The sequence below is a fragment of the Gemmatimonas groenlandica genome, from assembly GCF_013004105.1.
Taxonomy (GTDB): domain Bacteria; phylum Gemmatimonadota; class Gemmatimonadetes; order Gemmatimonadales; family Gemmatimonadaceae; genus Gemmatimonas; species Gemmatimonas groenlandica.
This window is the reverse complement of the sequence record NZ_CP053085.1, coordinates 702,647-725,158: the sequence shown is the minus strand read 5'-3', so window position 1 is coordinate 725,158 and position 22,512 is coordinate 702,647. Positions and strand designations below refer to the sequence as shown.

At 65.5% G+C, this 22,512-nt stretch carries 24 protein-coding genes; 9 read left to right on the top strand and 15 right to left on the bottom strand.

Annotated features, from left to right (window positions below):
* Positions 1 to 2: 2 nt before the first annotated feature.
* Positions 3 to 1,889 carry an ATP-binding cassette domain-containing protein gene (locus HKW67_RS02980; protein ID WP_171223980.1) on the bottom strand — a complete coding sequence of 629 codons (1,887 nt, stop codon included), beginning with the start codon at positions 1,887 to 1,889 and terminating at the stop codon, positions 3 to 5.
* A 21-nt stretch (positions 1,890 to 1,910) separates the two neighbouring features.
* Here HKW67_RS02980 and HKW67_RS02975 point away from each other — a divergent pair, with 21 nt between their 5' ends.
* Positions 1,911 to 2,348 (top strand): thiol-disulfide oxidoreductase DCC family protein, encoded by a 438-nt coding sequence (locus HKW67_RS02975; protein WP_171223979.1) that lies wholly within the window; start codon positions 1,911 to 1,913, stop codon positions 2,346 to 2,348.
* 27 nt (positions 2,349 to 2,375) lie between these two features.
* On the top strand, positions 2,376 to 3,872 hold the full coding sequence (locus tag HKW67_RS02970) for an amidase (protein WP_171223978.1): 1,497 nt from the start codon (positions 2,376 to 2,378) through the stop codon (positions 3,870 to 3,872).
* 22 nt (positions 3,873 to 3,894) lie between these two features.
* On the opposite strand, the gene HKW67_RS22260 is transcribed toward HKW67_RS02970, so the two are convergent.
* Together HKW67_RS22260 and HKW67_RS22255 are read right to left on the bottom strand one after the other, a co-directional pair.
* A complete protein-coding gene (locus HKW67_RS22260; RefSeq protein ID WP_206044588.1) occupies positions 3,895 to 4,728 on the bottom strand; it encodes a M28 family metallopeptidase in 834 nt (277 codons plus the stop codon).
* 25 nt (positions 4,729 to 4,753) lie between these two features.
* Entirely contained in the window at positions 4,754 to 5,182 is a 429-nt protein-coding gene (locus tag HKW67_RS22255; protein ID WP_206044587.1) for a hypothetical protein, read from the bottom strand.
* A gap of 120 nt (positions 5,183 to 5,302) precedes the next feature.
* Between HKW67_RS22255 and HKW67_RS02960 the strand changes: the two genes are divergently transcribed.
* Positions 5,303 to 6,430: a DUF4097 family beta strand repeat-containing protein gene (locus HKW67_RS02960; RefSeq protein WP_171223977.1), complete on the top strand. Its 1,128-nt coding sequence runs from the start codon at positions 5,303 to 5,305 to the stop codon at positions 6,428 to 6,430.
* Between the two features lie 15 nt (positions 6,431 to 6,445).
* A complete protein-coding gene (locus HKW67_RS02955) occupies positions 6,446 to 7,858 on the top strand; it encodes an MATE family efflux transporter (protein WP_171223976.1) in 1,413 nt (470 codons plus the stop codon).
* Here the strand turns inward: HKW67_RS02955 and HKW67_RS02950 are convergent.
* The 4 genes from HKW67_RS02950 to HKW67_RS02935 are packed head-to-tail and all read right to left on the bottom strand — an operon-like array spanning position 7,809 to position 12,071.
* Positions 7,809 to 8,450 (bottom strand): hypothetical protein, encoded by a 642-nt coding sequence (locus tag HKW67_RS02950; RefSeq protein ID WP_171223975.1) that lies wholly within the window; start codon positions 8,448 to 8,450, stop codon positions 7,809 to 7,811. The two genes, HKW67_RS02955 and HKW67_RS02950, sit on opposite strands and share 50 nt — an antisense overlap.
* Positions 8,447 to 9,748 (bottom strand): alpha/beta hydrolase family protein, encoded by a 1,302-nt coding sequence (locus tag HKW67_RS02945; RefSeq protein ID WP_171223974.1) that lies wholly within the window; start codon positions 9,746 to 9,748, stop codon positions 8,447 to 8,449. The genes HKW67_RS02950 and HKW67_RS02945 overlap by 4 nt, the downstream gene beginning before the upstream one ends.
* A gap of 50 nt (positions 9,749 to 9,798) precedes the next feature.
* Positions 9,799 to 11,160, bottom strand: coding sequence for an MATE family efflux transporter (locus HKW67_RS02940; protein ID WP_171223973.1), 1,362 nt, complete (start codon positions 11,158 to 11,160; stop codon positions 9,799 to 9,801).
* Positions 11,157 to 12,071, bottom strand: coding sequence for a serine hydrolase (locus tag HKW67_RS02935; protein ID WP_206044586.1), 915 nt, complete (start codon positions 12,069 to 12,071; stop codon positions 11,157 to 11,159). The genes HKW67_RS02940 and HKW67_RS02935 overlap by 4 nt, the downstream gene beginning before the upstream one ends.
* Before the next feature lie 102 nt (positions 12,072 to 12,173).
* Here HKW67_RS02935 and HKW67_RS02930 point away from each other — a divergent pair, with 102 nt between their 5' ends.
* The 4 genes from HKW67_RS02930 to HKW67_RS02915 all read left to right on the top strand — a co-directional run bounded on the left by HKW67_RS02930 (position 12,174) and on the right by HKW67_RS02915 (position 15,332).
* Positions 12,174 to 13,196 (top strand): sugar ABC transporter substrate-binding protein, encoded by a 1,023-nt coding sequence (locus HKW67_RS02930; protein ID WP_171223972.1) that lies wholly within the window; start codon positions 12,174 to 12,176, stop codon positions 13,194 to 13,196.
* A complete protein-coding gene (locus HKW67_RS02925; RefSeq protein WP_171223971.1) occupies positions 13,193 to 14,131 on the top strand; it encodes an ABC transporter permease in 939 nt (312 codons plus the stop codon). The genes HKW67_RS02930 and HKW67_RS02925 overlap by 4 nt, the downstream gene beginning before the upstream one ends.
* Before the next feature lie 10 nt (positions 14,132 to 14,141).
* Complete coding sequence (locus tag HKW67_RS02920; RefSeq protein ID WP_171223970.1) at positions 14,142 to 14,957, top strand: ATP-binding cassette domain-containing protein; 816 nt, start codon at positions 14,142 to 14,144, stop codon at positions 14,955 to 14,957.
* A gap of 90 nt (positions 14,958 to 15,047) precedes the next feature.
* Positions 15,048 to 15,332 carry a hypothetical protein gene (locus HKW67_RS02915; RefSeq protein WP_171223969.1) on the top strand — a complete coding sequence of 95 codons (285 nt, stop codon included), beginning with the start codon at positions 15,048 to 15,050 and terminating at the stop codon, positions 15,330 to 15,332.
* Between the two features lie 47 nt (positions 15,333 to 15,379).
* On the opposite strand, the gene HKW67_RS02910 is transcribed toward HKW67_RS02915, so the two are convergent.
* The 6 genes from HKW67_RS02910 to HKW67_RS02885 all read right to left on the bottom strand — a co-directional run bounded on the left by HKW67_RS02910 (position 15,380) and on the right by HKW67_RS02885 (position 20,628).
* Positions 15,380 to 15,697: an FG-GAP repeat domain-containing protein gene (locus HKW67_RS02910; protein ID WP_171223968.1), complete on the bottom strand. Its 318-nt coding sequence runs from the start codon at positions 15,695 to 15,697 to the stop codon at positions 15,380 to 15,382.
* 107 nt (positions 15,698 to 15,804) lie between these two features.
* Positions 15,805 to 16,689, bottom strand: coding sequence for a glycosyltransferase family protein (locus tag HKW67_RS02905; RefSeq protein ID WP_171223967.1), 885 nt, complete (start codon positions 16,687 to 16,689; stop codon positions 15,805 to 15,807).
* Positions 16,689 to 17,615: a glycosyltransferase family 2 protein gene (locus tag HKW67_RS02900; RefSeq protein WP_171223966.1), complete on the bottom strand. Its 927-nt coding sequence runs from the start codon at positions 17,613 to 17,615 to the stop codon at positions 16,689 to 16,691. The genes HKW67_RS02905 and HKW67_RS02900 overlap by 1 nt, the downstream gene beginning before the upstream one ends.
* A 15-nt stretch (positions 17,616 to 17,630) precedes the next feature.
* Positions 17,631 to 18,836, bottom strand: a complete 1,206-nt coding sequence (locus HKW67_RS02895) for a radical SAM protein (protein ID WP_171223965.1) — start codon at positions 18,834 to 18,836, stop codon at positions 17,631 to 17,633.
* Positions 18,837 to 19,156: 320 nt separating this feature from the next.
* Complete coding sequence (locus HKW67_RS02890) at positions 19,157 to 20,017, bottom strand: N-acyl homoserine lactonase family protein (RefSeq protein WP_206044585.1); 861 nt, start codon at positions 20,015 to 20,017, stop codon at positions 19,157 to 19,159.
* 44 nt (positions 20,018 to 20,061) lie between these two features.
* A complete protein-coding gene (locus HKW67_RS02885) occupies positions 20,062 to 20,628 on the bottom strand; it encodes a Uma2 family endonuclease (protein WP_171223964.1) in 567 nt (188 codons plus the stop codon).
* A 192-nt stretch (positions 20,629 to 20,820) separates the two neighbouring features.
* On the opposite strand from HKW67_RS02885, the gene HKW67_RS02880 reads away from it, so the two are divergent.
* On the top strand, positions 20,821 to 21,888 hold the full coding sequence (locus HKW67_RS02880; protein ID WP_171223963.1) for an NHL repeat-containing protein: 1,068 nt from the start codon (positions 20,821 to 20,823) through the stop codon (positions 21,886 to 21,888).
* 15 nt (positions 21,889 to 21,903) lie between these two features.
* On the opposite strand, the gene HKW67_RS02875 is transcribed toward HKW67_RS02880, so the two are convergent.
* Both HKW67_RS02875 and HKW67_RS02870 read right to left on the bottom strand, forming a co-directional pair.
* Entirely contained in the window at positions 21,904 to 22,239 is a 336-nt protein-coding gene (locus tag HKW67_RS02875; protein ID WP_171223962.1) for a type II toxin-antitoxin system PemK/MazF family toxin, read from the bottom strand.
* On the bottom strand, positions 22,233 to 22,472 hold the full coding sequence (locus HKW67_RS02870; protein WP_171223961.1) for an AbrB/MazE/SpoVT family DNA-binding domain-containing protein: 240 nt from the start codon (positions 22,470 to 22,472) through the stop codon (positions 22,233 to 22,235). Before HKW67_RS02870 ends, HKW67_RS02875 begins: the two co-directional genes overlap by 7 nt.
* Positions 22,473 to 22,512 lie beyond the last annotated feature (40 nt).

Sequence of the window (22,512 nt, the reverse complement as noted above, 5' to 3'; positions counted from 1 at the left end):
GTTTACTCGGAGGCGATCGTTTCCAGCTCTTCCCAGCGGGCCATCATCGCCGGGATCGCCGACTCGAGTTCGGCCACCCGGCTACGGACGGCACCGAGGGCACCCGGGTCACGAACCACCGCCGGGTCGGCGAGTGAGACGTACCCCTGCTCCAGCTCCTGCTCACTCGCGCTGATCCGATCCGGCAGTGCCGCCAGTTCCTGCGTCTCCTTGTACGAGAGCTTCCGCTTCTTCGGCTTGACCGTGCTGGGGACCTCGACGCGCTTCGGCGGGGACGCCGTCACCACCACCGGTGCCGGCCGCTGACGCAGCCAGTCGGTGTACCCACCCACGTACTCGCGGATCACGCCCTTCCCTTCGAACACGAGCGTGCTCGAGACGACGGCATCGAGGAAGGCACGATCGTGCGACACGAGCAACAACGTGCCGGTGAACCCGGCGAGCAGCGCCTCGAGTACATCGAGCGTTTCGATGTCGAGATCGTTCGTGGGTTCGTCGAGGACGAGCACGTTGAACGAGCGGGTGAACAAGCGAGCCAGCAGCAGTCGATTGCGCTCACCGCCGCTCAAGGCACGAACCGGAGTGCGCGCGCGATCGGGGGTGAAGAGGAAGTCCTGCAAATAGCCGTTCACATGCCGCTGCTGTCCGCCCACCGACACGAACTCGGCGCCGTCGGCAATGCTGTCGAACACGCTGCGCTCGGGATCGAGCTGCTCACGACGCTGATCGAAATACGCAATCTCGAGATTCGTGCCGTGACGGATCGAACCGCTCTGCGGCGTGAGTTCCCCCAGCAACAACTTGATGAGTGTGGTCTTGCCACAGCCGTTCGGCCCCACCAATCCCACCCGATCGCCGCGCATGATGGTGGCGGTGAGCTCCGAGACGATCGGCTTGGTGCCGTGGTTGAAGCTGATGGCGTTGGCCTCGATCACCATCCGCCCTGAACGCTCCGCGTCCTGTGTCTGCGCCCGTGTCGTACCCACGCGCTCACGGCGCTGCGACCGCTCCACGCGTAGCGCTTCGAGACCGCGCACGCGTCCTTCGTTTCGCGTGCGTCGCGCCTGAATGCCGGTGCGGATCCACACCTCTTCCTTCGCCAAGCGCTTGTCGAATTCTTCCCACGACTTCGCTTCCGACGCCAGCATGGCGTCCTTCCGTTCGAGATACGTGTCGTAGTCGGTCCCGAAGTCCACGAGGCGGCCGCGATCGAGTTCCACGATGCGCGTGGCCACGCGGCGCAGGAACGCGCGATCGTGGGTCACGAAAATCAGCGTGAGACCGCGCGACGTGAGGTACTCCTCCATCCACTCGATGGCTTCGATGTCGAGATGGTTGGTGGGCTCGTCGAGCAGAATGAGATCGGGCTCGCACACCAGTGCGCGTGCCAGCAACGCCTGTCGCGTGCGACCACCTGAGGCCTGCTCAATGCGCGCCTCCGGGTCGAGCGCCAGATGCTCGAGCACCGTCTCGACGCGGATGTGCAGCTGCCAGGCGTCGGCCGAATCGAGGGCGCGATGCAGGCGGTCGAGCTCACGCAGGGCGGCGTCGGAGTGATCCGTGCTGACGCGGATCGACGCGGCGTGATACTCGGTCAGCAGGCGGCCGCGATCGCCCAACCCTTCGGCCACCACCTCGAACATCGACCCGGTGAGCGCGAGCGGCATCTCCTGGTCGAGCCGCGCCATGGTCACGCCGCCCAGCTTCACCACGGCCCCGCTGTCGGGCACCTGCGTGCCATCGAGCACCTTCATGAACGTGCTCTTGCCGGCGCCGTTACGGCCCAGCAGACAGACTCGCTCTCCGCGCTCGATCGCGAAATCGGCGTGGTTGAGCACGGGGGGACCCCCGAAGGCGACACTGACGTCCTGCAACGATACGAGCGACATGCCGCACATTAGCTTGCAGACATGGCCAATGCGACGGACACGCCCCTTTCGGATACCCGGGCGGTGCTGCTGTACGACGGGGACTGCGGATTTTGCGCGGGCAGTGTGCAGTTCGTGCTGGGCCATGAACCAGCAGCGGCCCGCGCGCGCCTGGCGTTCGCGCCGTTGCAGGGCGCGTTCGGCACCCGCGTGCGCGAGCAGTTTCCGGAGTTGGCCGGTGTGGACTCGGTGGTGTGGTACGACCCGGCCGTCCCCCGCGTACGAGTGCGGAGCGCCGCCGCCCTCGCGGCCTTGGCTCACCTTGGCGGGGTATGGGCCGTCGTCGCGGCGTTGGGGCATCTCGTCCCCCGCGTGCTCCGCGATGCCATCTACGACCAGGTCGCCCGACGCCGCTTCGAGATGGCCGCCCCGGCCTGCCTCCTGCCCACCCCTGAGGAACGCGCGCGCTTCCTTCCGTAGCGTTCCGTAGGGACGGTAGTTTCCCGCATGTCTCTTCCCCTCCCCGAGTACGACGGGCTCGATGGACTCGCCATCGCCGATCTGGTGCGCCGTCGTGAGCTGAGCCCGGCCGACGTGACCGAAGCGGCGCTGGCCCGCATGGCCGCCCGCAATCCGCGGCTGAACGCGGTGGTGCGTCCGCTCGACGCCATGGCGCGAACGATGGCCGCCAAGGTCGATCTCGACGCGCCGTTCGCCGGCGTGCCGATCCTGATCAAGGACTTGATGACGACCATCGCCGGCGTCCCCACCAGCAACGGGACCCGGGTGCTGCAATCCATCATCCCCGCTCACGACAGCGAACTCGTGTCGCGCTACCGGCGCGCCGGCGCCGTGTTCATCGGCAAGGCCAACACCCCCGAACTCGGTCTCACACCGTACACCGAAAGCGAGGCACTTGGACCGGCGCGCAATCCGTGGGATCCCACCAAAACCCCTGGTGGCTCGAGCGGCGGTTCAGGCGCGGCCGTCGCGGCGCGTATCGTGCCCATCGCCCATGGTGGCGACGGCGGCGGGTCGCTGCGCATTCCCGCATCATGCAATGGCGTGTTCGCCATCAAGCCCACGCGTGGCCGCATGCCCACCGGGCCCGACATCGGCGACGCATGGCGCGGCTTCGTGCAGGAGCACGTGATCACTCGCAGCGTGCGCGATTCCGCGGCGATGCTCGATGCCACCGCCGGCGAAGACGCCGGCACGCCGGTCGCCTGTCCGCCGCAGGAGCGCCCGTTCCTCGACGAAGTCACGCGCGAGCCCGGGCGACTGCGTATTGCCGTCACCACCTCACCGTTCTTCGGGAGTACCGTGCATCCCGACTGTGTGGCCGCGCTCGAAGACGCCGCCGCGCTGCTCGAGTCACTGGGGCACGACGTGATTCGCGCCGAACCCGTGGTCGATGGCGAGGTGCTGGCGCAGGCCTTTCTCACCGTCGTCGCCGCAGAGGCGCGCGCCGACATCGAGTGGATCGGCGCACAGCTCAAGCGCGCACCGCGCAGCGATGATGTGGAGCTCACCACGTGGGCGCTCGGTCTCGTGGGGAAGGCGGCCAGTGCGGCCGACTACGCCACGTCGGTGCGCACGCTGCAAGTGGCGGGGCGCACGGTGGGCCGCTTCTTCACCACCGTAGACGTGCTGGTTACGCCTACCCTCGGCGCCCCGCCGTTCACCATCGGGACGCTACAGCCTACCGCTGCCGAACGCGCCATGCTGCGTGTGGTCGCGGGTCTGGGCCTCGGCGGTGTACTCAAGGCAGCCGGATTGCTCAATGAGACCGCAAAGAAAGTGTACGGCTTCATTCCCTACACGCCGCTGTTCAACGTGACCGGACAACCGGCGATGTCGGTGCCATTGCATTGGAATGCCGCCGGACTGCCGATCGGTACGCAACTCGTGTCGCGCTTTGGCGACGAGGCCACGCTCTTTCGCGTGGCAGGTCAGCTGGAACGCGCCCGCCCGTGGGCGGGACGCATTCCGCCGCTCGTCTGATCAGACGGTGATTACACGCTGATCACATCTTGGTCGCGGGCTTGAGGGTCGCGCCAGCCAGTCGGCCGACGCCGCCCAGCGTCGTCTGCGCGGCGTTCAGGCCAAGACGGAAATCTTTGTCCGTGTAGGTCGACCACACGTCGGTGGGCTGGTGCCAGTGTGGATTCCACCCGTTACCGGTCTGCGTACCGCGCTCGTTCTCGCGCAAGCTGATCGCGGGAATGAGATCCTGGAACGGGCCAGAGTCGGTGTTGGTCATGTGCGGACCCACCTGTGCCGGATAGTCGGTGGCGTACTTCGTGTTGGATTGATGCAGCGCCCACGCCAGTTCCGACGACGCCTTCCACATTTTCGAGTTGATCTGAAACTCGATGTTCACGTCGGCTTCCGGACGCTGCTCCTTGGCCATAGTGCCGTCGGCCTTCGGCATGCCGTGGTCCCACATCATCATGTCGTGCTGGATCATGCCGAGCCACTTGGGCTCCGGATACTTGCCCGATCCCTTCGGCTCTTCGATGCCCTGCAGCTTCGCGCGCTGCTCGATGTACGCGCGCGCGCCGTTCAGGCCGGACTCTTCGTTGTTCCACAGCACGAAGCGAATGGACCGCTCGGTCTGCACGTCGGGATTGCTGAACACCCGCGCCAACTCCATCACCAGCGCCGTGCCTGAGCCGTCGTCATTCACGGCCTCGCCCCAGCCGATGCCGTCCATGTGCGCCCCCACGATGTACATCTCTTCCGGATGCGTGGAGCCGATCTTGGTGCAATACACTTCCTGACGCTCGCCCGGCGTGCTCGGCTCAGAATTCAGCGCACGCAGTTTCGGATCGGGCTGCAACAGGGAGTCGTTGTTCACGCCGGTGCGCGTGCGAATGCCACGGTTACGTCCACCGCCCGAGGCCTGCGTGGCCGGCGGACCGACTCGACGCAGCGGCGGCTGCCCAGCGGCCGGGGGCGTGGCAGCCGGGGGGCGCCGCCGGGCGCTCGGCCAAGGTGGGCGGCTCGTATCGATAGACGATGCGTTCCGTGTTCGAGCAGCCGTAACTCTTGAGCTGCGCCTCGATCCAATCCACCGCGTCGCGATTGCGCTTGGTGCCCTGCTTTCGGTCGCCGAACTGTGTGAGTCCCTTCAGCGTGGTCTTGTACTTCTCGAGGTCGAGGCGCGCGACCATCAGCGCGACCGGATCGGCGGAGTCGATCGGGGCAATCGCCGTAGGCAGCACCTGCTTCTGGGCAAGAGCGGGCGACGCCGTCAGGACGGCAACCACGGCCGAGACGGATAGAGAGGTAAGCGTGCGCATCGTACGCATGGTGGGGCGAGTGGAAAGGAAAACGTGGCGGAAAACGTGGCGGAAAACGTGTCGGGATCTTCAAACCTTTCTGACGGGCCGGGGCATCCAAGCGTTGAGGTCACTTATCAATACCTTTCCATGAGCCCCATGCTTATCGCCTCTTCAAGCTCCGCCCGGTCGACGTCGCGCGCAACCGGCTTCGGCCGGCGCCTCTCGGCCTCGATCACCGTGTGGATGCTCGTCCCCGCCGCGCTGACCGCACAGACCGAGCGCCGCACGCTCAGCGGGTCGCAGGTGGCGCTCTACAACGTGGCCGGCGAGGTCCGCATCGTACGCGGCGACCGACGTGACGTGCAATTCGAGATCACCATGCGGGGGCGAGATGCGAGCCGCCTGCGCATCGAGGCGGGTACCGTGCGCGGATTGCCGACGCTGCGCGTCATCTATCCCGATGATGACGTGGTGTATCGTGGCGGCCCCGAGCGCCGCTGGGGTGGCAGCACGGAAACGCGTATCCGCGACGATGGCACGTGGGGCGGCGACGGATGGCGCGATCGCGACGGCCAGCGCGTGCGCGTGAAAACCTCGGGCAGTGGCCTCGAGGCGTGGGCCGACATCCGCGTGCTGGTCCCCGACGGCACGGCGCTCGACAGCTATCTCCTGGTCGGCGAGATGAGCGCGACCGACGTGGACGCCGACTTGCGCCTCGACGTGGCCTCGGCGCGCGTTGCCGCCACCGATACCCGCGGCACGCTGATCATCGATGCCGGCTCCGGTGGCGTGTCGTTGCGCGGCACGCGCGGTCGTCGAGTGAGCGTCGACAACGGATCGGGCAGCGTATCGCTGGATCGTGTGTCGAGCGACGAGTGCACGGTAGACACCGGATCCGGCGGCGTCACGGCCACCGAGCTGTCATGCAAGCGGCTCTCGGTCGACGTCGGCTCGGGCAGTGTTCGTCTCGGGAGTGTGTCGGCGAACGATGTGTCGGTCGATGCCGGCAGCGGTGGCGTCTCGATCGACATGGTGTCGTCTCCGTCGTCGGTCAGTGTCGACGCCGGCTCCGGCGGCGTCACGCTGGCGCTACCCGAGAATTTCGGCGCTGACGTGGATATCGAAACAGGGAGCGGCAGCATCACCACCGACTTCGCGGTGCGCACGCGCACATTGGAGCGGCGCCACCTGCGCGGGACGATCGGCAATGGCGCGGGACGTGTCGTGGTGGAAACCGGATCCGGATCCGTCCGCTTGCGCCGATCGACGATGTAGTTGAGCCTTCGCGCCATGCACGAATTGGCGCAGGACGACGACACGCGGTCGTGGTGGGACGCCGCGCGGGGCGCGCTGCGCGGCACGAAGCACGATTACACCACGGGTCCGATCGGGCGCTCCATTTTCCTCCTCGCCATTCCGATGGTGCTGGAGATGATCATGGAGAGCCTGTTCGCGCTCTCCGATGTGTTCTTCGTGGCGCGCCTGGGCGCAAGCGCAGTGGCGACGGTAGGGCTCACCGAGTCGATGATGATCGTGGTGTACACGATCGCCATGGGGTTGGCCATCGCCGGCACGGCGGTGGTGGCGCGCCGAGTGGGAGAGCGTGATGCCGATGGTGCCGCGCGCGCGGCGGTGCAGATGATCACGCTCGGCGTGATCGCGTCGGTACTGATCGGCGTCGTGGGCGCATTGGCGGCCCCAGCGCTGCTGCGCGCCATGGGTGCGACCGATGACGTGCTCGCCACCGGCACGATGTTCACGCGCGTCTTGTTGGGCGGCAGCGGCACCGCATTCCTGCTGTTCGTGATCAACGCGGCATTTCGTGGGGCCGGCGACGCGGCGGTGTCCATGCGCGTGTTGTGGCTGGCCAACGCCATCAACATCGTGCTCGGTCCGATGCTGATTTTCGGCGTGGGACCGTTCCCCGAATGGGGCGTGACTGGCGCCGCCATCGCCACCACGATCGGCCGCGGCACCGGCGTGTGTTACGCCCTCTGGCGACTCACGCGCGGCTCCGGGCACCTGCGTGTCTCGCGCGAGCATCTGGTGTTCGAGTGGGACACCATGCGCGCGATGCTGCGCTTGTCGGTGAATGCCACCTTTCAGGTGCTGGTGGGCAGCCTGAGCTGGATGGTGCTCATCCGCCTCATGGCGTCGTTCGGCAGCGCGGCGATGGCCGGCTACACGATTGCGGTGCGCATGATCATGTTCGCCATGCTGCCCGCCTGGGGCTTAGGCAACGCCGCCGCCACGATGGTGGGTCAGGCGCTTGGCGCGCAAAATCCCGATCGCGCCAACCGCGCCGTCTGGACCGCAGCGCGCTACAACGTGGCATTTCTTGGGCTCATGGGCGCCATCTTCGTGATCTTCGCGCGGCCGATCGTGGCCGGCTTCACGAGCGATCCCGCCGTGACCGATGTGGCTGTGTACGGCCTGCGCATGATGGCGGCCGGCTTCCCATTCTTCGCCTTCGGCATGGTGCTCACGCAAGCGTTCAATGGCGCCGGCGATACGCGCACGCCGACCAACATCAACATCGCCGTCTTCTGGGCGTTCGAACTCCCGTTGGCGTGGCTGCTCACGACGCAGACCTCGATCGGCTCACACGCCGTGTTCGTGTCGGTATTGGCCGCCTATACGCTGCTGGCGGTCGTCAGCGCGGTGATGTTCCGCAGGGGGGCGTGGCGCACGCAGCGGGTGTAGCCGTGGGCACGATCGCGCTGGCGCTGTCCGGCGAAAGCGCGGCGCGAAGACTCTGCAGCAGGGACCCGCGATTGCCGAAGTCCCAGCCGGCGCCGTAGCGCAGGTCGGCAATCACAAATTGCGGGCTTTTCGGCTTCGCATTCGCCCGCGGCACGATCACCAACGTGTCCGTCCACTTCACCGTAGGCGGCTGCATCGCGTTGGTGAAGGCCATTACCGCGAAGGTCGTATCACCGCGCTTGGCGAGACGACGAATACCGAACGAGGTGTTTCCCTCGAAGAGGCTGCCGAACATGTCGCCCTCCACGAAAGGCGGCTTCTCGCCGGGTGCGCGGCGTGACGCATCATCACGTGCGTGGCGCGCCTCAACGAGCAAACCGACCAGTGTGGAATCGAGGTACGGCTGCACGGCATCGAGCGCGAGCGAGTCGGGAACACCGTCTACGCCGAGACCGTCCAGCAGCGTGTAGAACTGCGCGGCAGTCTCCGAAGGCGACGAGGGCGCGGACGGTCGGCAGCCAGCCACGGCCGACAGCGTCAGCGCCATGGAGGCCGCAGCCACTCGCAGTCGATGGTTGAACGACGCGTTCACTTGGGCATTCCCGGTTTGGCTCTGTTCGGCACCCGCGACGAGAGCGGCGCCGGTGCATACGATGGCACGAAACGACATCCCTTGGCCGGATCGTACGTGGATTCAACGCGTGCACACGACGCGGCGACGGCCCTCGGTGTCGGTGCGGTGCCCTGCTCCACCCACGCCAGCAACGCGCGCATGGCGCTCACGTACTGGGCATCACTCAAATAACTGTGCTCGCTATCCTGCGTGAACAGCTGCACCAGCGTCTTGGCTCGCCCCGCGCGCTCCATCGTGTGGCGGAATGTGCTCTCGAGTTCCACGAACGCGGTGGGATCGTCGATGGCATGCATCGTGAGCACGGGCACGGGAATACCACCGGTCGGATCGGCGTCTGCCGATAGTGTAGCGAATGCTACAGAATCGGCGACGTAGCGCGCGACCTTGCCATTCAGGTCCGCGCCGCCGGCGTAGGTGACGCCCGTGGTGGTGAACGGATTGGCACCGTGCGTCCGCTTGGTCACGATGTCCTGAAAGTGCCAGGTACCCCAATTCAGGTGTGCGATCAGCGTGCGCTCGGGCACCTTCACCGCCGCGAGAATCGTGGCCAAATGCTGCGCCTGCTCGGGTGAGCGCGCCGCCGCCGGCTTCCGCACGCCGGTGCACGCGTCGACCCGATCGGCCAACTGCACGCGCGTGAGCTTCGCGCCCACGGGCAATCCCTGCCACAACGGATACTGCGGCTCATCGGCGCGCGGATGATCGCCACACACCGCCTGATATACGACGCGCAGATCCATCCGGAAGTCGTACGACAGGCTGGCTCCCCCCAGCACGCCGCTCGTGAGCAGCACCGCATCATACGGCACGTGGCCCTGCGCATTACGCGCACCGAACAGCTCCGCCGTACGCGCCGCCACGCCGGCCCCCCACGACTGCCCGTGCAGAATCGTACGCTCGGGCACGCCGACCTGCGCGACAAAGAGCTGCCGCGAACGCTCAACATCTTCCGCCGCCGACCGCACCGCCACACCACCTTGATGGTACGTAGAGGCCACCACGGCGAAGCCCATGCGCGTCCAGATGTTCCACCGCGTCAGGTCGTCGGCACTGCCCTTGGCATCAGGAGCACCGAGGTCCGGCCCGCCATGCGCGTGCACCACCAGTCGCTTATTCCAAGGCGCTGGCATTGCGATCCAGTAGAACGCACCGGCGCTGTCCTTACCGAGCGAACACTGGACGGCAGCGGCGATGCCGTCCGGGCACGGCGTCGGGACGGCGCGCGTCTCCTGCGCACCCAGGGATCCGATCGCCAACGCGGCGGAGACGGAGGCTCGCCGAGCGCAACGCATCATAAAGCCAACCGTCATACCGCCAACCGGGCTGAGGCCATCTTCAATTCCTTGCGCTGCAACTCGCCGCGCAACAGCCACAGCGTGAACGCCGCCTGCAGCGTCATCGTGATCACCGAGAGATACCACACCTGCTTGATCTGAAAGCCCGGGCGATGCGACAACCACCACACCGGCACGGCGAACGTGATGAGGCGCGTGGCGCTGGCGATCAGCGACGGCACCGTATTGCCGAGCGCCTGGAACATGCCACCACAGGTGAAGCCCAACCCGGACGCCACGAAATTCCACGAGATCGTACTCAGGAACTGCGAGGCTACGGCAATCACCGCTGCTTCCTGCGTAAATCCCTGCACGAGTAATTCAGGGCGCCACTGACAGAGCAATGTGAGTAGCGCCATGGGGATGCTGCCCATGATCGCCGCCCACTTAAAGGTGTCGCGCACGCGGTCGAGATGACCAGCGCCCATGTTCTGCCCCGCCATCGGAGCCGCCGAGAACGCCACGGCCATCGCCGGCAGGAACATCGACTGCATGAGTCGCGAACCGATGCCGTAGCCAGCCTGCGCCTCCGCTCCGAATTGCTTGATGGCCGTATAGATCACGGCGGTAAACACGAACATCAGCGCGAACTCGGCGCCCGGCGGCACGCCGATCTTCAGCATGCGCGTAAGCACGTCGGTCCGCACCGACAGCAACTCGCGCTTGAACGTCACGTAGTGTTCGAGTCGCACGAAATACACGGCCGTCGCGATCACGCCGATGCCGATGGCCAGTGAACTCGCCAGCCCCGCACCCGCCACACCAAGCGGCCGGCCGGTGCCCCACCCCGCAATGAAGATCGGCGCGAAGATGATGTTCAGCACGACGGTGAGCATCTGCACCAGCATACCGGGCTTCACGATGCCCGTGCCGCGCAGGGCGCTTCCCATCGACACTAGCGCGAACTGTAGTGCGAGCCCGGGGATGTACCAGCGCAAGTACGACGTACCGGCCGCGATCGTCTCGGCGTTCGAACCGAGTGCACTCATGTACCGGCCGCACAGCGCATAGCCGCCAATCAGTGTCCCGATCCCGCACACGAACGCCCAGAGGACGCTTTGATTGAACACCAGCTCGGCGTCCGGCTGGTCCTTACGCCCCACCGCGTGCGCAATGAGCGCCATGGTACTCACGCCGAGAATCTGCGTGAACGACATGATGATGAACTGCACATTGCCGGCCGCGCTCACGCCGGCCACGGCGGCATCGCCGAGCCGCGCCACGAAGAAGAGGTCGACCAGGAAATACAGTGTCTGGAAAATCATGCCGAGCGCCATCGGCACGGCGAGGCGCACGATGTGGCGAGGGATGGAACCGGTGGTGAGGTCGTTCACTTGGCGAGCCACTCCCAGATGATACGTGAGCAATCCGCCGTGAGGGCATCGGCGACCGCAGGATCCGCGATGTTGCGCGTGAGAATGGCGATGGCGTACGGCGCCCTCCCCGGCGGATACACCAGCCCCGCGTCATGGCGCGTCGCGGTGATGCTGCCGGTCTTGTGCGCCACGCGCGTGCCCGGCGGCAATCCGGCGGGGATCTGCGTGTTGAAGGCCTGCTGTTCGAGAATGCGGAGCATGTCGGCCGTGGCGGTGCTGTCACCAACCCGCTGCGACTGGAGCGCGACAAACAGCATCACCAAATCGCTGGCGGTCGTCACGTTGTTCATGCCCTTCCGGAAGGCCGGCGTGTCCTCTACGCCGCGCAGCACCACGGTGTTTCGGGCGCCGAGCTCGCGTGCGAGCGCCGTGATCTTTGCGGGATCGAGCAGCGTGATCAGCGTATTCGTCGCGAGGTTGCTGGAGTGCGTGATCATGCGTTCGGCCAGCCACCGTAGCGACACGTCCTGCCCCACCCGCGCGTACACCGTACTGTCGCTGTCGTCGGCCGGGTCGAGCACGTAGGTGGACGAGTCGGCGATCGATCGGAATTGATTGGTGAGGCGGATCGTCTGGCCGGGGCGCAGCCGCCCCTTGGCGAAGGCGTCGTACAGCGCGAAGAGCACCGGCACCTTCATCATGCTGGCGGCGTGATACACCGTGTCAGCGTAGAGATCGAAGGCCACACCACGCTCGAAGTCGCGCATCGCAATGGACACCTGCGCCCCCGGCACTTTCGCCACACGAGCCCGGATCTGCTGCCGCACCGACAAAGGCTGCCGAGGGCCGAGCAGGCGGCAGCCGGTGCTGCCGACGACCGTCAGCACCGCCAAAAACGCGATCAGAAATCGAACAGGCGAACGTCGCATGATGGGAAGGCTGGCACGCACGCGGGCCGTCCGCAATCGCCCCGCCCGTTCGCTTGCCGCCTCACTTGCTCAAATCCCGATTGCGTGCTGATTTCCTCTTCTATGCGCACTCTCGCCCTGCCCCGCCTCTCCCCCCCGCGTCTCGTCGCCCTCGCTCTCCCTCTCCTGCTGGCGTGCTCCGCCAAGGGTGACGACAAGCCAGTCATCGGGCTGATCACCAAGACCGAGTCGAACCCGTTCTTCGTGAAGATGAAAGAGGGGGCCGAACAGGCCGCCGCCGCGCAGGGGGCGACGCTGATTGCTGCTGCCGGTCGCTCCGATGGCGACAACGCCGGTCAAGTGACGGCCATCGAGAATCTCATGGCTGCTGGCGCCAGGGCTATTCTCATTTCGGCCAGCGACTCCAAGGCGATCGTACCCGCCATCAAGAAGGCGCGCGATGCCGGCATCCTCGTGATCGCACTCGATAGCCCGACCGATCCGGTCGACGCGACCGATGCCCTTTTCGCCACCGACAACTACAAGGCCGGGCAGCTCATCGGCCAGTACGCCAAGGCGCGGCTTGGGGCGACCCCGGCCAGGATCGCCACACTCGACCTCATCCCCGGCCACCCCACCGGTGCGCAGCGCCACAATGGCTTCCTGAGCGGCTTCGGCCTTCCGTCGTACGAGAAGACGCGCAACGAACTCGCGCAGCCGCCGGAAGTGGTGTGCATGTCCGACGCCATGGGCGATCAGGCCAAGGGACAGACGGCCATGGAGAATTGCCTGCAAGCGCACCCCGACATCAACGTCGTATACACGGTGAACGAGCCGTCGGCCGCCGGCGCCTTCACCGCGCTCAAGAACGCCGGCAAGGAGAAGGGCGTGCTGATCGTCTCGGTCGACGGCAGCTGCCGCGGCGTGCAAAATGTCGTGGACGGCGCGCTGACCGCGACCGCGCAACAGTATCCATTGCGCATGGCCGAGTTAGGGGTGGAAGCAGCGATGGCGTTCATCAAGACCGCCAAGAAGGCGAGTGGATACGTCGATACCGGCGTGCAGCTCATCGCCAAGGACAGCGTAGCCGGCGTACCGAGTCTCAGTGCGGACAAAGCCCTCGGACTCTGCTGGGGCGATAAGTGATCGCACGACGGCTGGCTTTTGCCGGTCCGCTCGTTGCGTTGCTGATCGCCTGTACGTTCTTCGCGCTGCAGTCACCGCGCTTTCTCACGGGTGCCAATCTGTCGCTGGTGCTCAGTCAGGTCATGGTGGTCGGCGTGCTGGCCATCGGTCAGACGCTGGTCATTCTCACCGGTGGTATCGACCTCGCCTGCGGCATGATCATGGCGCTCGGCTCGATCGTCATGAGCCTCCTGGCGGTGAAGCACGGTTGGCATCCAGCCATGGCCATCGCTGGCGGCATGGGTGTCACCACCATCGCCGGCATGATCAACGGCCTGCTGGTCACGCGCATTAAGTTGCCGCCATTCATCGTCACGCTCGGCACAATGAATATTGCGTTTGCGATCACGCAACTGGTGTCGCGCGCGCAGACGTTTACGGACTTGCCCCCACTGCTCACCTGGCTTGGGCAGAGCGTGTGGGTTGGGAACACACCGATTGCCTACGGCGCCGTCGCCATGCTGCTGCTGTACGCGCTCGCGTTCGTCGTGCTGCGCGAAACGGCGGCAGGGCGCCATGTATACGCGGTGGGCAGCAACCTCGAGGCCGCACGATTGGCCGGCATCAGCACCAACCGCGTGCTGCTCAGTGCGTACATGCTCTCGGGCCTCTGCGCCGGCATTGCCGCGCTGCTGTCCATCGCACGCACCAGCGTCGGCGATCCGCAAAGCGGACAAACCGAGAACCTCGATACCGTGACGGCCGTGGTGCTCGGCGGCACGAGCCTCTTCGGCGGACGCGGCATCGTGCTGGGGTCACTCGTCGGCGCCATGATCGTGGGCGTGTTCCGCAACGGGCTCACGCTGATGGGCGTGTCGTCGGTGTATCAGATTCTGGTCACGGGTGTGCTGGTTATCCTGGCCGTCGCCACCGATCAGTGGTCGAGGAAAGCGTGAGGGTGTTGGCATGAGCGAGCAGAACGCACCGATGGTGCTCGAAGCACGCGGTTTGGCGAAATGCTACGGGCACGTGACCGCGCTCGATGGCGCCGACTTCGAAGTGCGCGCGGGCGAGATCATGGCTGTGATCGGCGACAACGGTGCGGGCAAGTCGTCGCTCATCAAGGCGCTGTCGGGCGCCATGATTCCCGACAGCGGCGACATCTGGCTGGATGGCGCACGCGTGCACTTCAGCGGGCCGATAGACGCCCGCCTTGCAGGCATCGAGACCGTGTATCAGGATCTCGCGTTGGCACCGGCTATGTCGATCGCGGAGAACTTATTCCTGGGGCGCGAACATCGTAGAGCGGGACTCGCGGGCTCGCTGCTGCGAGTGATCGATCGCCCACGCATGGAGCGTGAGGCCGCCGAGCATTTGCGAGAGCTCGGCATCAGCATTCGCTCGATCACGCAGGCGGTGGAGACGCTCTCCGGTGGTCAGCGGCAAGGCATTGCCGTGGCGCGCAGCGCCGCCTTTGCGCGACACGTGGTGATTCTGGACGAACCTACGGCTGCGCTCGGCGTGAAAGAGAGTGGCATGGTGCTCGACCTCATCACGCGGGTGCGCGACCGCGGGTTGAGCGTGATTCTCATAAGTCACAACATGCCGCACGTGTTTCAGCTGGCTGATCGGATTCACATTCAGCGACTCGGGCAGCGGGCGGCGCTGGTGAACACGCGCGACATTACCATGTCGGATGCGGTGGCGGTGATGACGGGGGCAACCGGTTGGCCGGCGTCTCGCGTGGCGGAAGCCGCCCAGGCCGCGTGGCCTTCAGCCTAATCGACGCGACGGGATCGACGCTCGGAGACCACCCGCAACGCAGGCGACGATCTCGGCACCGGTTGTGCACTGTACGCAGCGTCGGCGGCGATGCGAACCACGCGTCGCACGAGCCCGGCAACGATCAGCGTACACGACTTCACGGCGGAGATCACCATGGCGCGCACGAACGACGAGTCGGGGAAAGGCAAAGGACACGCGAAGGAACGGCAGGGAATGTCGGGCGGGCGCGGCGGACCCGGTAAGACGGGCAGCACCAAGTCGCAACATGCGAAGAAGGAAGACAACGGGTACGGCTCTACCGGTTCAAAGAGTTCCGGTGGCAGCGGGTCATCGGAGTCGTCCGGCGGCGGGCACGGCGGCACGCACGGCTGAGAGGGCCCGACACCCTCTAGCTCACTCCGTACGATCCGGCACCCCAGCTAGGGCCGGTTCTCGTACCATTTGAGATGTGCAGTCGCACTCCCGCTGCAGATCACGTCGGGTCGCGTATCACCGTTCAGGTCCGTGACCGCACAGCCAGCCGCAGCCATTCCTCCAGGGTCGAGCGGCGTCGTCGACCACGAGTCGGTGACGTCGTTCTCGAGCCGGTAGAGGTATACGCCCCGCTTTCCACCACGTTCGCCCACGATGATGTCGTCGCGACCGGTGCGCGAAAAATCACCCACCGAGATCGAGTGACCGTCGACGAGGGTCGAATCATCAGCCGCGAGGAGCACACGCGTACGGATGGACTTCATGAGCGTATTGCCCGGAGGACCGGGCCCATCTCACGCAGCTTCAGCAGCAGACCGTGATAACCGGATGTGTGACCCGGCAGGTTCAGGATCATCGCCTCGCCGGTACCTCACACACCTGTCCAGCGTGCCCCACTCGGACCTTCGCCAAGCATGGAGCCGACGGCTTCACCAATCGACCATGCGCCGAGCAAGATCGACAGCGCGGGCAGCGCCCGCAGCAGCTGCTGAGTCTGGCCCGCCGCGCCCACTTCGCGGGCGATTCGTGACAGCAGGACCGCCGGAATGCCTGGGCTGAGAGCCGTTCGGGTCAAGCGCGTCAGCACGCCTTGATCCTGCACGCGCCCGCCGCCGTAAAGTCGGCCGTGATGGAATTGAGCAGAGGCGGCGCTTCGCACGTTGGTGGTGCTGTGGTCGAACATCACCGCGTCGGGCACCCGCCAGAATCGTGCACCAGCTGCGCGTAGCTGCGCGTGCAGCGCAACTTCAAATAGGCCGTCGGCATCTGCTGGCAGCACTGCACGCAACTGCGCCGCGTCGTACGCCACGTTGATCGAGGGGAGGTCGCCGACCGAGCCCTCAGGCTCACCGCGAAAGAAGCGTCCGTATTCGATCAAGGTCAGCGCCCAGTCCGCAGCGCTGCCCGTGCTGCGTGCCACCGGTCCGCCGACGGCGGCAGCGCCTTCACGCCGATGCGCCTCGATCAGAGCGTCGACCCAGCCGGGCGCCGGCACACAAAAGTCCTCGGTCAGCGCCACCAGCCTACCACGCGCCGCGCGCACCCCCAACAGGCGCATCTGCGGTACCGTGCTGCCGACCCGGCACTTCACGACACGCGTGTTCGGCGTGGTGAGCGCTCCAGCGTCGCGCGCCGTCGCGAACAGCAATTCGATTCGTCCAGTCTGTAGTGCCGGCCCGAGCACGCGAAGAAGCTCGGTCGGCGGCCCCGACGGCCGCGACCCCGCGACCACCACACTCATCGCAGGCGTCGGCACTAGTACAGCTCCTGGCACGAATGGCCCGGTCCGAACCAGTAGCCGAGCCATTCGCCCATGCCCCAGAACGCACAGACCCCGCACAGCGCGAGCGCGGCTCGCGGCAGTAGACGGCGATTCGCGGGGTGCTGCCAAGCGCGGCGGAGATGTCGAGACATCAGCAACGGCGGAACGGCGGGTGCGAACAGGCGAAACAACCACTTTTTCCCGCGCGATGCACGTCGCACGCGCGTCGCGCCGAAGCAGCGGCCGTAGTGAAACCGCCGCACGCCGAACGCGATAAACGGATAGTTCGTCAGGTGCCGCACGCGCATCGATGGCCTGATCACCAATCTGCCGCCCGCGGCGCGAATGCGCTCGTGTACGAACGGCTTGTTGAAGCCCTCTGCGGCCAGGATGTCGGCACAGGTGTCCGTCAACGCTGCCCGCCGATACGCGACGTTGTTGCCCGGAAGATCGCCCTGCGTGTCTCCCGGAGTCACCGGAGGATTGAACGCGCCGTACTCGAACAAATAGGCGGATACGTTGCCGGCGCTTCCGGAGCCGGCCTGTAGTACGACGCCGCCCACGGCCGTCACGCCCGGATCGGCAAAGCCCTCGATGATCTGATCCGCCCAGTCCGGGTCAGCGGCGTCGCTCGGGTCGAGCATCGCGATGAAATCGCCTTCGGCCTGACGGATGGCGGCCGCCTTCAGCGCCGGCAGGTTTCCACCCGGTAGCGAGATGTGACGCGCCTGCGGCAAACAACGATGCCGAATCATCGCCATGCTGCCATCCGGGCTACCGTCCGCGAGAATGACGTCCAGCTCCGACGCCCGGTGCTGGGCCGCGAGCGAGCGAAGCACCTCCTCGAGCGTCGCGGACGGCGTGCGCGCGGCCACGATCACGCTGAGTCGCTTCTGCTGACGAATGGGCGCGGCCGGCATGTTTTCGCTGCGCGGCTAGACGTCGCTGTCCACGTCCGCATCCGAACTGCGCCCACGCGCAAGACCTTCTGGCTCTACCCGGACCTCAGCGACCGGCACCACGGCAAAGCTATCCGCCGAGTAGCCGGGATGTTCCTTGGGCTCCTCCCAGACCCGTCCACCGACCATCGAGCGCACCAGAGGCACGGGCTGGAACGCGATGCTCGGCCACATGAACACCTCGGTCGTGCACCAGCACTTCTTGGCGCTGATCGAGGCGCGTAGCTCACGTGCCTTGGGTGAGTTCCACAGTTCCCGAAACGATGACTGTCGCAGGTTGCCCAGTGGTTCATGCATCTCGCACACGGAGACGTCGCCGTTGGCATACACCACGCCCGCCAGCACGCCGGCCTTGCACGGAACGACCTGCCGACTCTGCAGGACGGACTCGGTTTTGGCCCACTGCAACATTGGTTCGATGATCGCACCAAACCTGCCTTCATCGCGATCGCGCCACACCGTCCGCACATGGTCGGAGAGCGCTCGGTAACGATCGATCGGCGGCGTCAGCAGCTTGGGATCCTTTCGGTCGCCTCGGATGATCGCAAGGTTGTGGTGATCCATCTGCGGACAGCGCTCATGCAGATACTCGGTCAACTTCCAGATCTCGCCCATGTTCTGGTTGGTGGCCGTCGAAATCGAGTGAATGCGCAGCCGTGGATCCTCGCGCTGCAAGGCGGCGAGCATCTCGTAGGTTTCCATCGCCTTCTCGAACGACTTGTCGTTGCCGCGGAACTTGTTGTGGTACTCCGGCATCCCGTCGAGCGAGATCTCGCAGGCGAAGAGCATCAAGTCTTTCTCTTCGAGCACGCTACGCAACGCCGCTTCGGTCTTGTCCGTGAAGTAGCCATTGGTTGGCACGTAGACCTGCCGGACCCCATTGTTGCGTACGAATGTGCGAACGATCTCCGCGAACTCCTTGCGAATGAAGGGCTCGCCACCGGACAGATTCAAGTTGTCGATCGGGCCGAGTTCGGCGCTCAGCTTCTTGATTTCGTCGAGCGTCAGGTCGTCGCGCTGATTCAGTTCCCGCCAGTAGAAACAGTGGTCGCAGGTCAGGTTGCAGATCGAGTTGATGAACAGCACGAGAAACGGCGGCGTGGTGCCATCAACGGGCAGGTACGCGTCGCGCGTCAACCGTAGGTGTCTACGAACGCGGTCGGTGAGAGCAGGTTGTTTCATGGGTTCTCGGTGCATCGCACGACGGGCGAGCGGTGTGCGGTGGCCCAAGGTTTGGTTCAGCTCGGGCTCAATGGCAAGCGCAGTTTGTGGGATCGGAACGACGCATCGATGTTCTGCACCCACGGCGCCGAACGATCCTCGGCTGCGGCGACCAGCAACTAGACGATTCGGGATAGAGAATTCACTCTAGGTGCCCGTAATGTAGGCGGCGTTCCCCTGCCTTGGTAGCATCGGTGCATCGGAGCACGTCGGCCGCGTCCTGGTTGGCCGCGGCCGGGAGGACCGAAAGGAAGTAGTGAGCTCGGTCCCGCGTGCCCGAGCTACTTCGCCGCCGCCGGAAACGCCGGCAGTTTGGTCACATCCCGCTGATCATGCTGAATGATCACCGTCGCCTTGAGATTCTTCGCGATCCGCTTGAAACGATCGATACTCGCCAGCGATGCCGCGCGATCGGTGTTGAAGGTGGGCACCCCGTCGCTCTCGTAGTTCTCGCGGAAGTGCGACAGGTCTCCGGTGATCAGTACGGGCCCCATCTCACGCAGCTTCACGAGCAGACTGTGATGACCGGGCGTGTGTCCCGGCATGTTCAGAATCATCACGGATCCGTCGCCAAACACGTCCTTGTCGGCCGCGAGCGGTTCGACCTTGGAGCCGCCGCTGATCCACGGCGCGAAGTTCGCGGGGGTGGTGGCAGCGGCGAGTTTCGGATCGTTCAGCGCATCCCAGTCGCCTTTCCCGACGAGCAGCGTGGCCTGCGGGAAGAGCTTGGCCTGCCCCGTGTGGTCACCGTGATAGTGACTGATGCCGACGTACTTCACACTCGTTGCCGGGAGCTTGAGTTCACCCAGCATCTCCACCAGGCTCTGTTTGGGCGCGGTCGCGCCGGGCCCCATGGCGAACCCGGTATCCCAGATCAGGTAGTCGTCGTTGTGGCGCACGAGGTAGCAGCTGTAGGTGAGCTGCACCATGAGTCCACTGAAGGCGAACGTGTCGGAGAACCGCAGACCCACGTCGGTGGGGAGCGCGTTCGTGCCGCACGACATGCGCGTGAGCGTGACAGTGGGCGCAGCTTGGGCCGCGAGGTGGGCCGTCGGCGAAGCGAGGGCAGCCACGATGCTGGCCATGCGTAGCGCAAAGGCCGGACGCAGGCGTGCACTGACGGTGCGGAGGGAGCGAGTCATGCGAACATCTCGGCCAGAGAAAATAGTGAAGCGCCTACCGGAGGCTACCGGAATGCGTGTTCGAAAAACGAAGGCAGATCGAGCACGAAGGACTCCGCCATGCCCTGCGGCTGCCAGCGTATTGTGGTGCTGAGCACCTCGCCAGGATCAGCCGCGCCGCTCCAGCGTGAGACGTTGCGCGCCTCAGGGTGCACGACCCAGTACTCGCCGACGCCCTCGCGCAGGTACAGATCGCGCTTGATCTGGTAGTCGAGCAGCGGATTGGACGGCGACACGACCTCGACGGCCAGCAGCAGATCGCGCAGATGGTAGGGGTACGGGGCGCGCTTTCCCTCTGCACGCTTCACCACGTACACGTCGGGCTGCACGCGATTGCGATTGCGTTCGCCGCGCCAGACGTTGCTGGGTGAAATCATCACCTTGCCGACATCGCTGTTGACGAAGTACGCGGACAGGCGATAACTGAGTTCGAGCGCGACGTCCTGATGTCCCTCGTTGGGCGAGGGGGTCACGTGAAGCAATCCGTCGATGAGCTCGTAGCGCTGGCCGTCATCAGGCAGCGCGTCGAGCATCTCGATGGTCCAATCGGCGACCAGTGCGGGCATGGCCATAAGCTGCGATCCTCGGCGCGGGGTTGGCAAGTACGCATCGCACATCATGCCACGTCGCGCCGTCGCGTCCGTCACCGTTTCTATTCGACTGCCATCATCTGGCGTGCCCCGCACTACACCTGCAACTTACAAAAGCCCGACGGCACGACCGAATTCGCGACGCCGTCCGCCCCACCTCCCGCCCCTGCCCTCATGCGCCGTCTCGCCCTCCTGCTCGCGCTCGCCTCGTCGAGCGCCTGCATGCACGCTCCCGCGCAACTCTCCGCACAGTCATCCGCGACGATGCCGGCCATCAACGACCTGCCGAATCCGTATCGCACGGTAGCCGGTTGGGCCAAGATGCCCGAGGGGCGCACTTGGGGCTCCACCAGCGCGGTGGCCATCGACAAGGACGGCAAGAGCATCTGGGTCGCTGAACGGTGCGGCGTGAACAACTGCGCGGGCTCGCCGCTACCGTCAGTGCTGAAGTTCGACGACAAGGGCACCCTCGTCACCAGCTTCGGCGCCGGCATGATCCTGTCGCCGCACGGCATCCACGTAGACAGAGACGGCAATGTGTGGGTGGTCGACTGCGCCTGCACACTCGGCGCCGCCGCCACCGCGCCGGCCAACGTGGGCAAGGGCCACCAGATCTACAAGTTTTCGCCCAAGGGCGAGTTGCTCATGACGCTCGGCACGCCCGGCGGCGGCCAGCGCGACACGTCGTACTTCTGGCAGCCCAACGCCGTGATCACCGCACCGAACGGCGACATCTTCGTGGCCGAAGGCCATTCGTCGCGCAACACGTCGAATGCGCGCGTGTTCAAGTTCGACAAGAGCGGAAAGCTGCTGAAGACGTGGGGCTCGTGGGGCAAAGGCGCGACCGAACTCGATCAGCCGCACGCGCTGGCTTTCGACTCGAAGGGGCGGCTGTTTGTCGGCGATCGCGGCAACGACCGCATCATCATCGTCGATCAGGACTTCAAGGTGCTCGACACGTGGTACCAGTTCAGCCGCCCGAGCGGCATCTACATCGACAAGAACGATGTGATCTACGTAGCCGACTCGGAGTCGGGCTCGGTGAACCCGCCGCACGTGGCGTGGAAGCGCGGCATGCGCATCGGCAGCGCGCGCGACGGCAAGGTGACGGCGTTCATTCCCGACCCCGACGACACAGCCCCCAGCACGAGTTCGGCTGAGGGAGTTGCGGTCGATGCGGCTGGAAACATCTACGGCGCCGAGGTGGGGCAGAAGGCGCTGAAGCGCTACGAGAAGAAGTAGCAACCGAGCGTTCGGCTATGCTGTGAACATCGCCTGCAGCACGACAAGAATCTTTGCCTGCGTCGGTGCCGTCAGCACACCGAGCCGCTTCCCTATTCGTTCACGATCGACTGTACGGATCTGATCGAGGACGACGTGCCCGTCTTTGCCGGCAAATCGACACGAGACGCGAAACGGATAGGGATGTCCGCCGGTCGTGAGCGGCGCCACAATGAATGTCCCGAGTGCCGCGTTGAGTTCGTCCGGCGAGACGATAACGCACGGCCGCGTCTTTCGAATTTCACGGCCGCGTGTGGGGTTGAGCTCGACGGTGTATACCTCCCCTCGGTGCACGGAGCCGGCGGTCACCATGTCCACTCGGACTCGTCGAACACCGTTGCCGACGGTTCGTCCAACAGCTTCGACGGGCCGTACTTCGTGACCGATTCGGCCCACCCGGCGCGGGGGGACTCGACCGAGGTGATGATCAACGCGCCGCCTTGCACGCGGATCTCGACGTCGTCGGTCAGCCCAGCCTCCTCAATCAGCGGCTTCGCAAGACGCACTCCGCGCGAGTTGCCGATGCGTACGAGTTTGCCTTTCATGCGCCTCCCAGTAGTGTACCCACAATGTAATCACTACCGA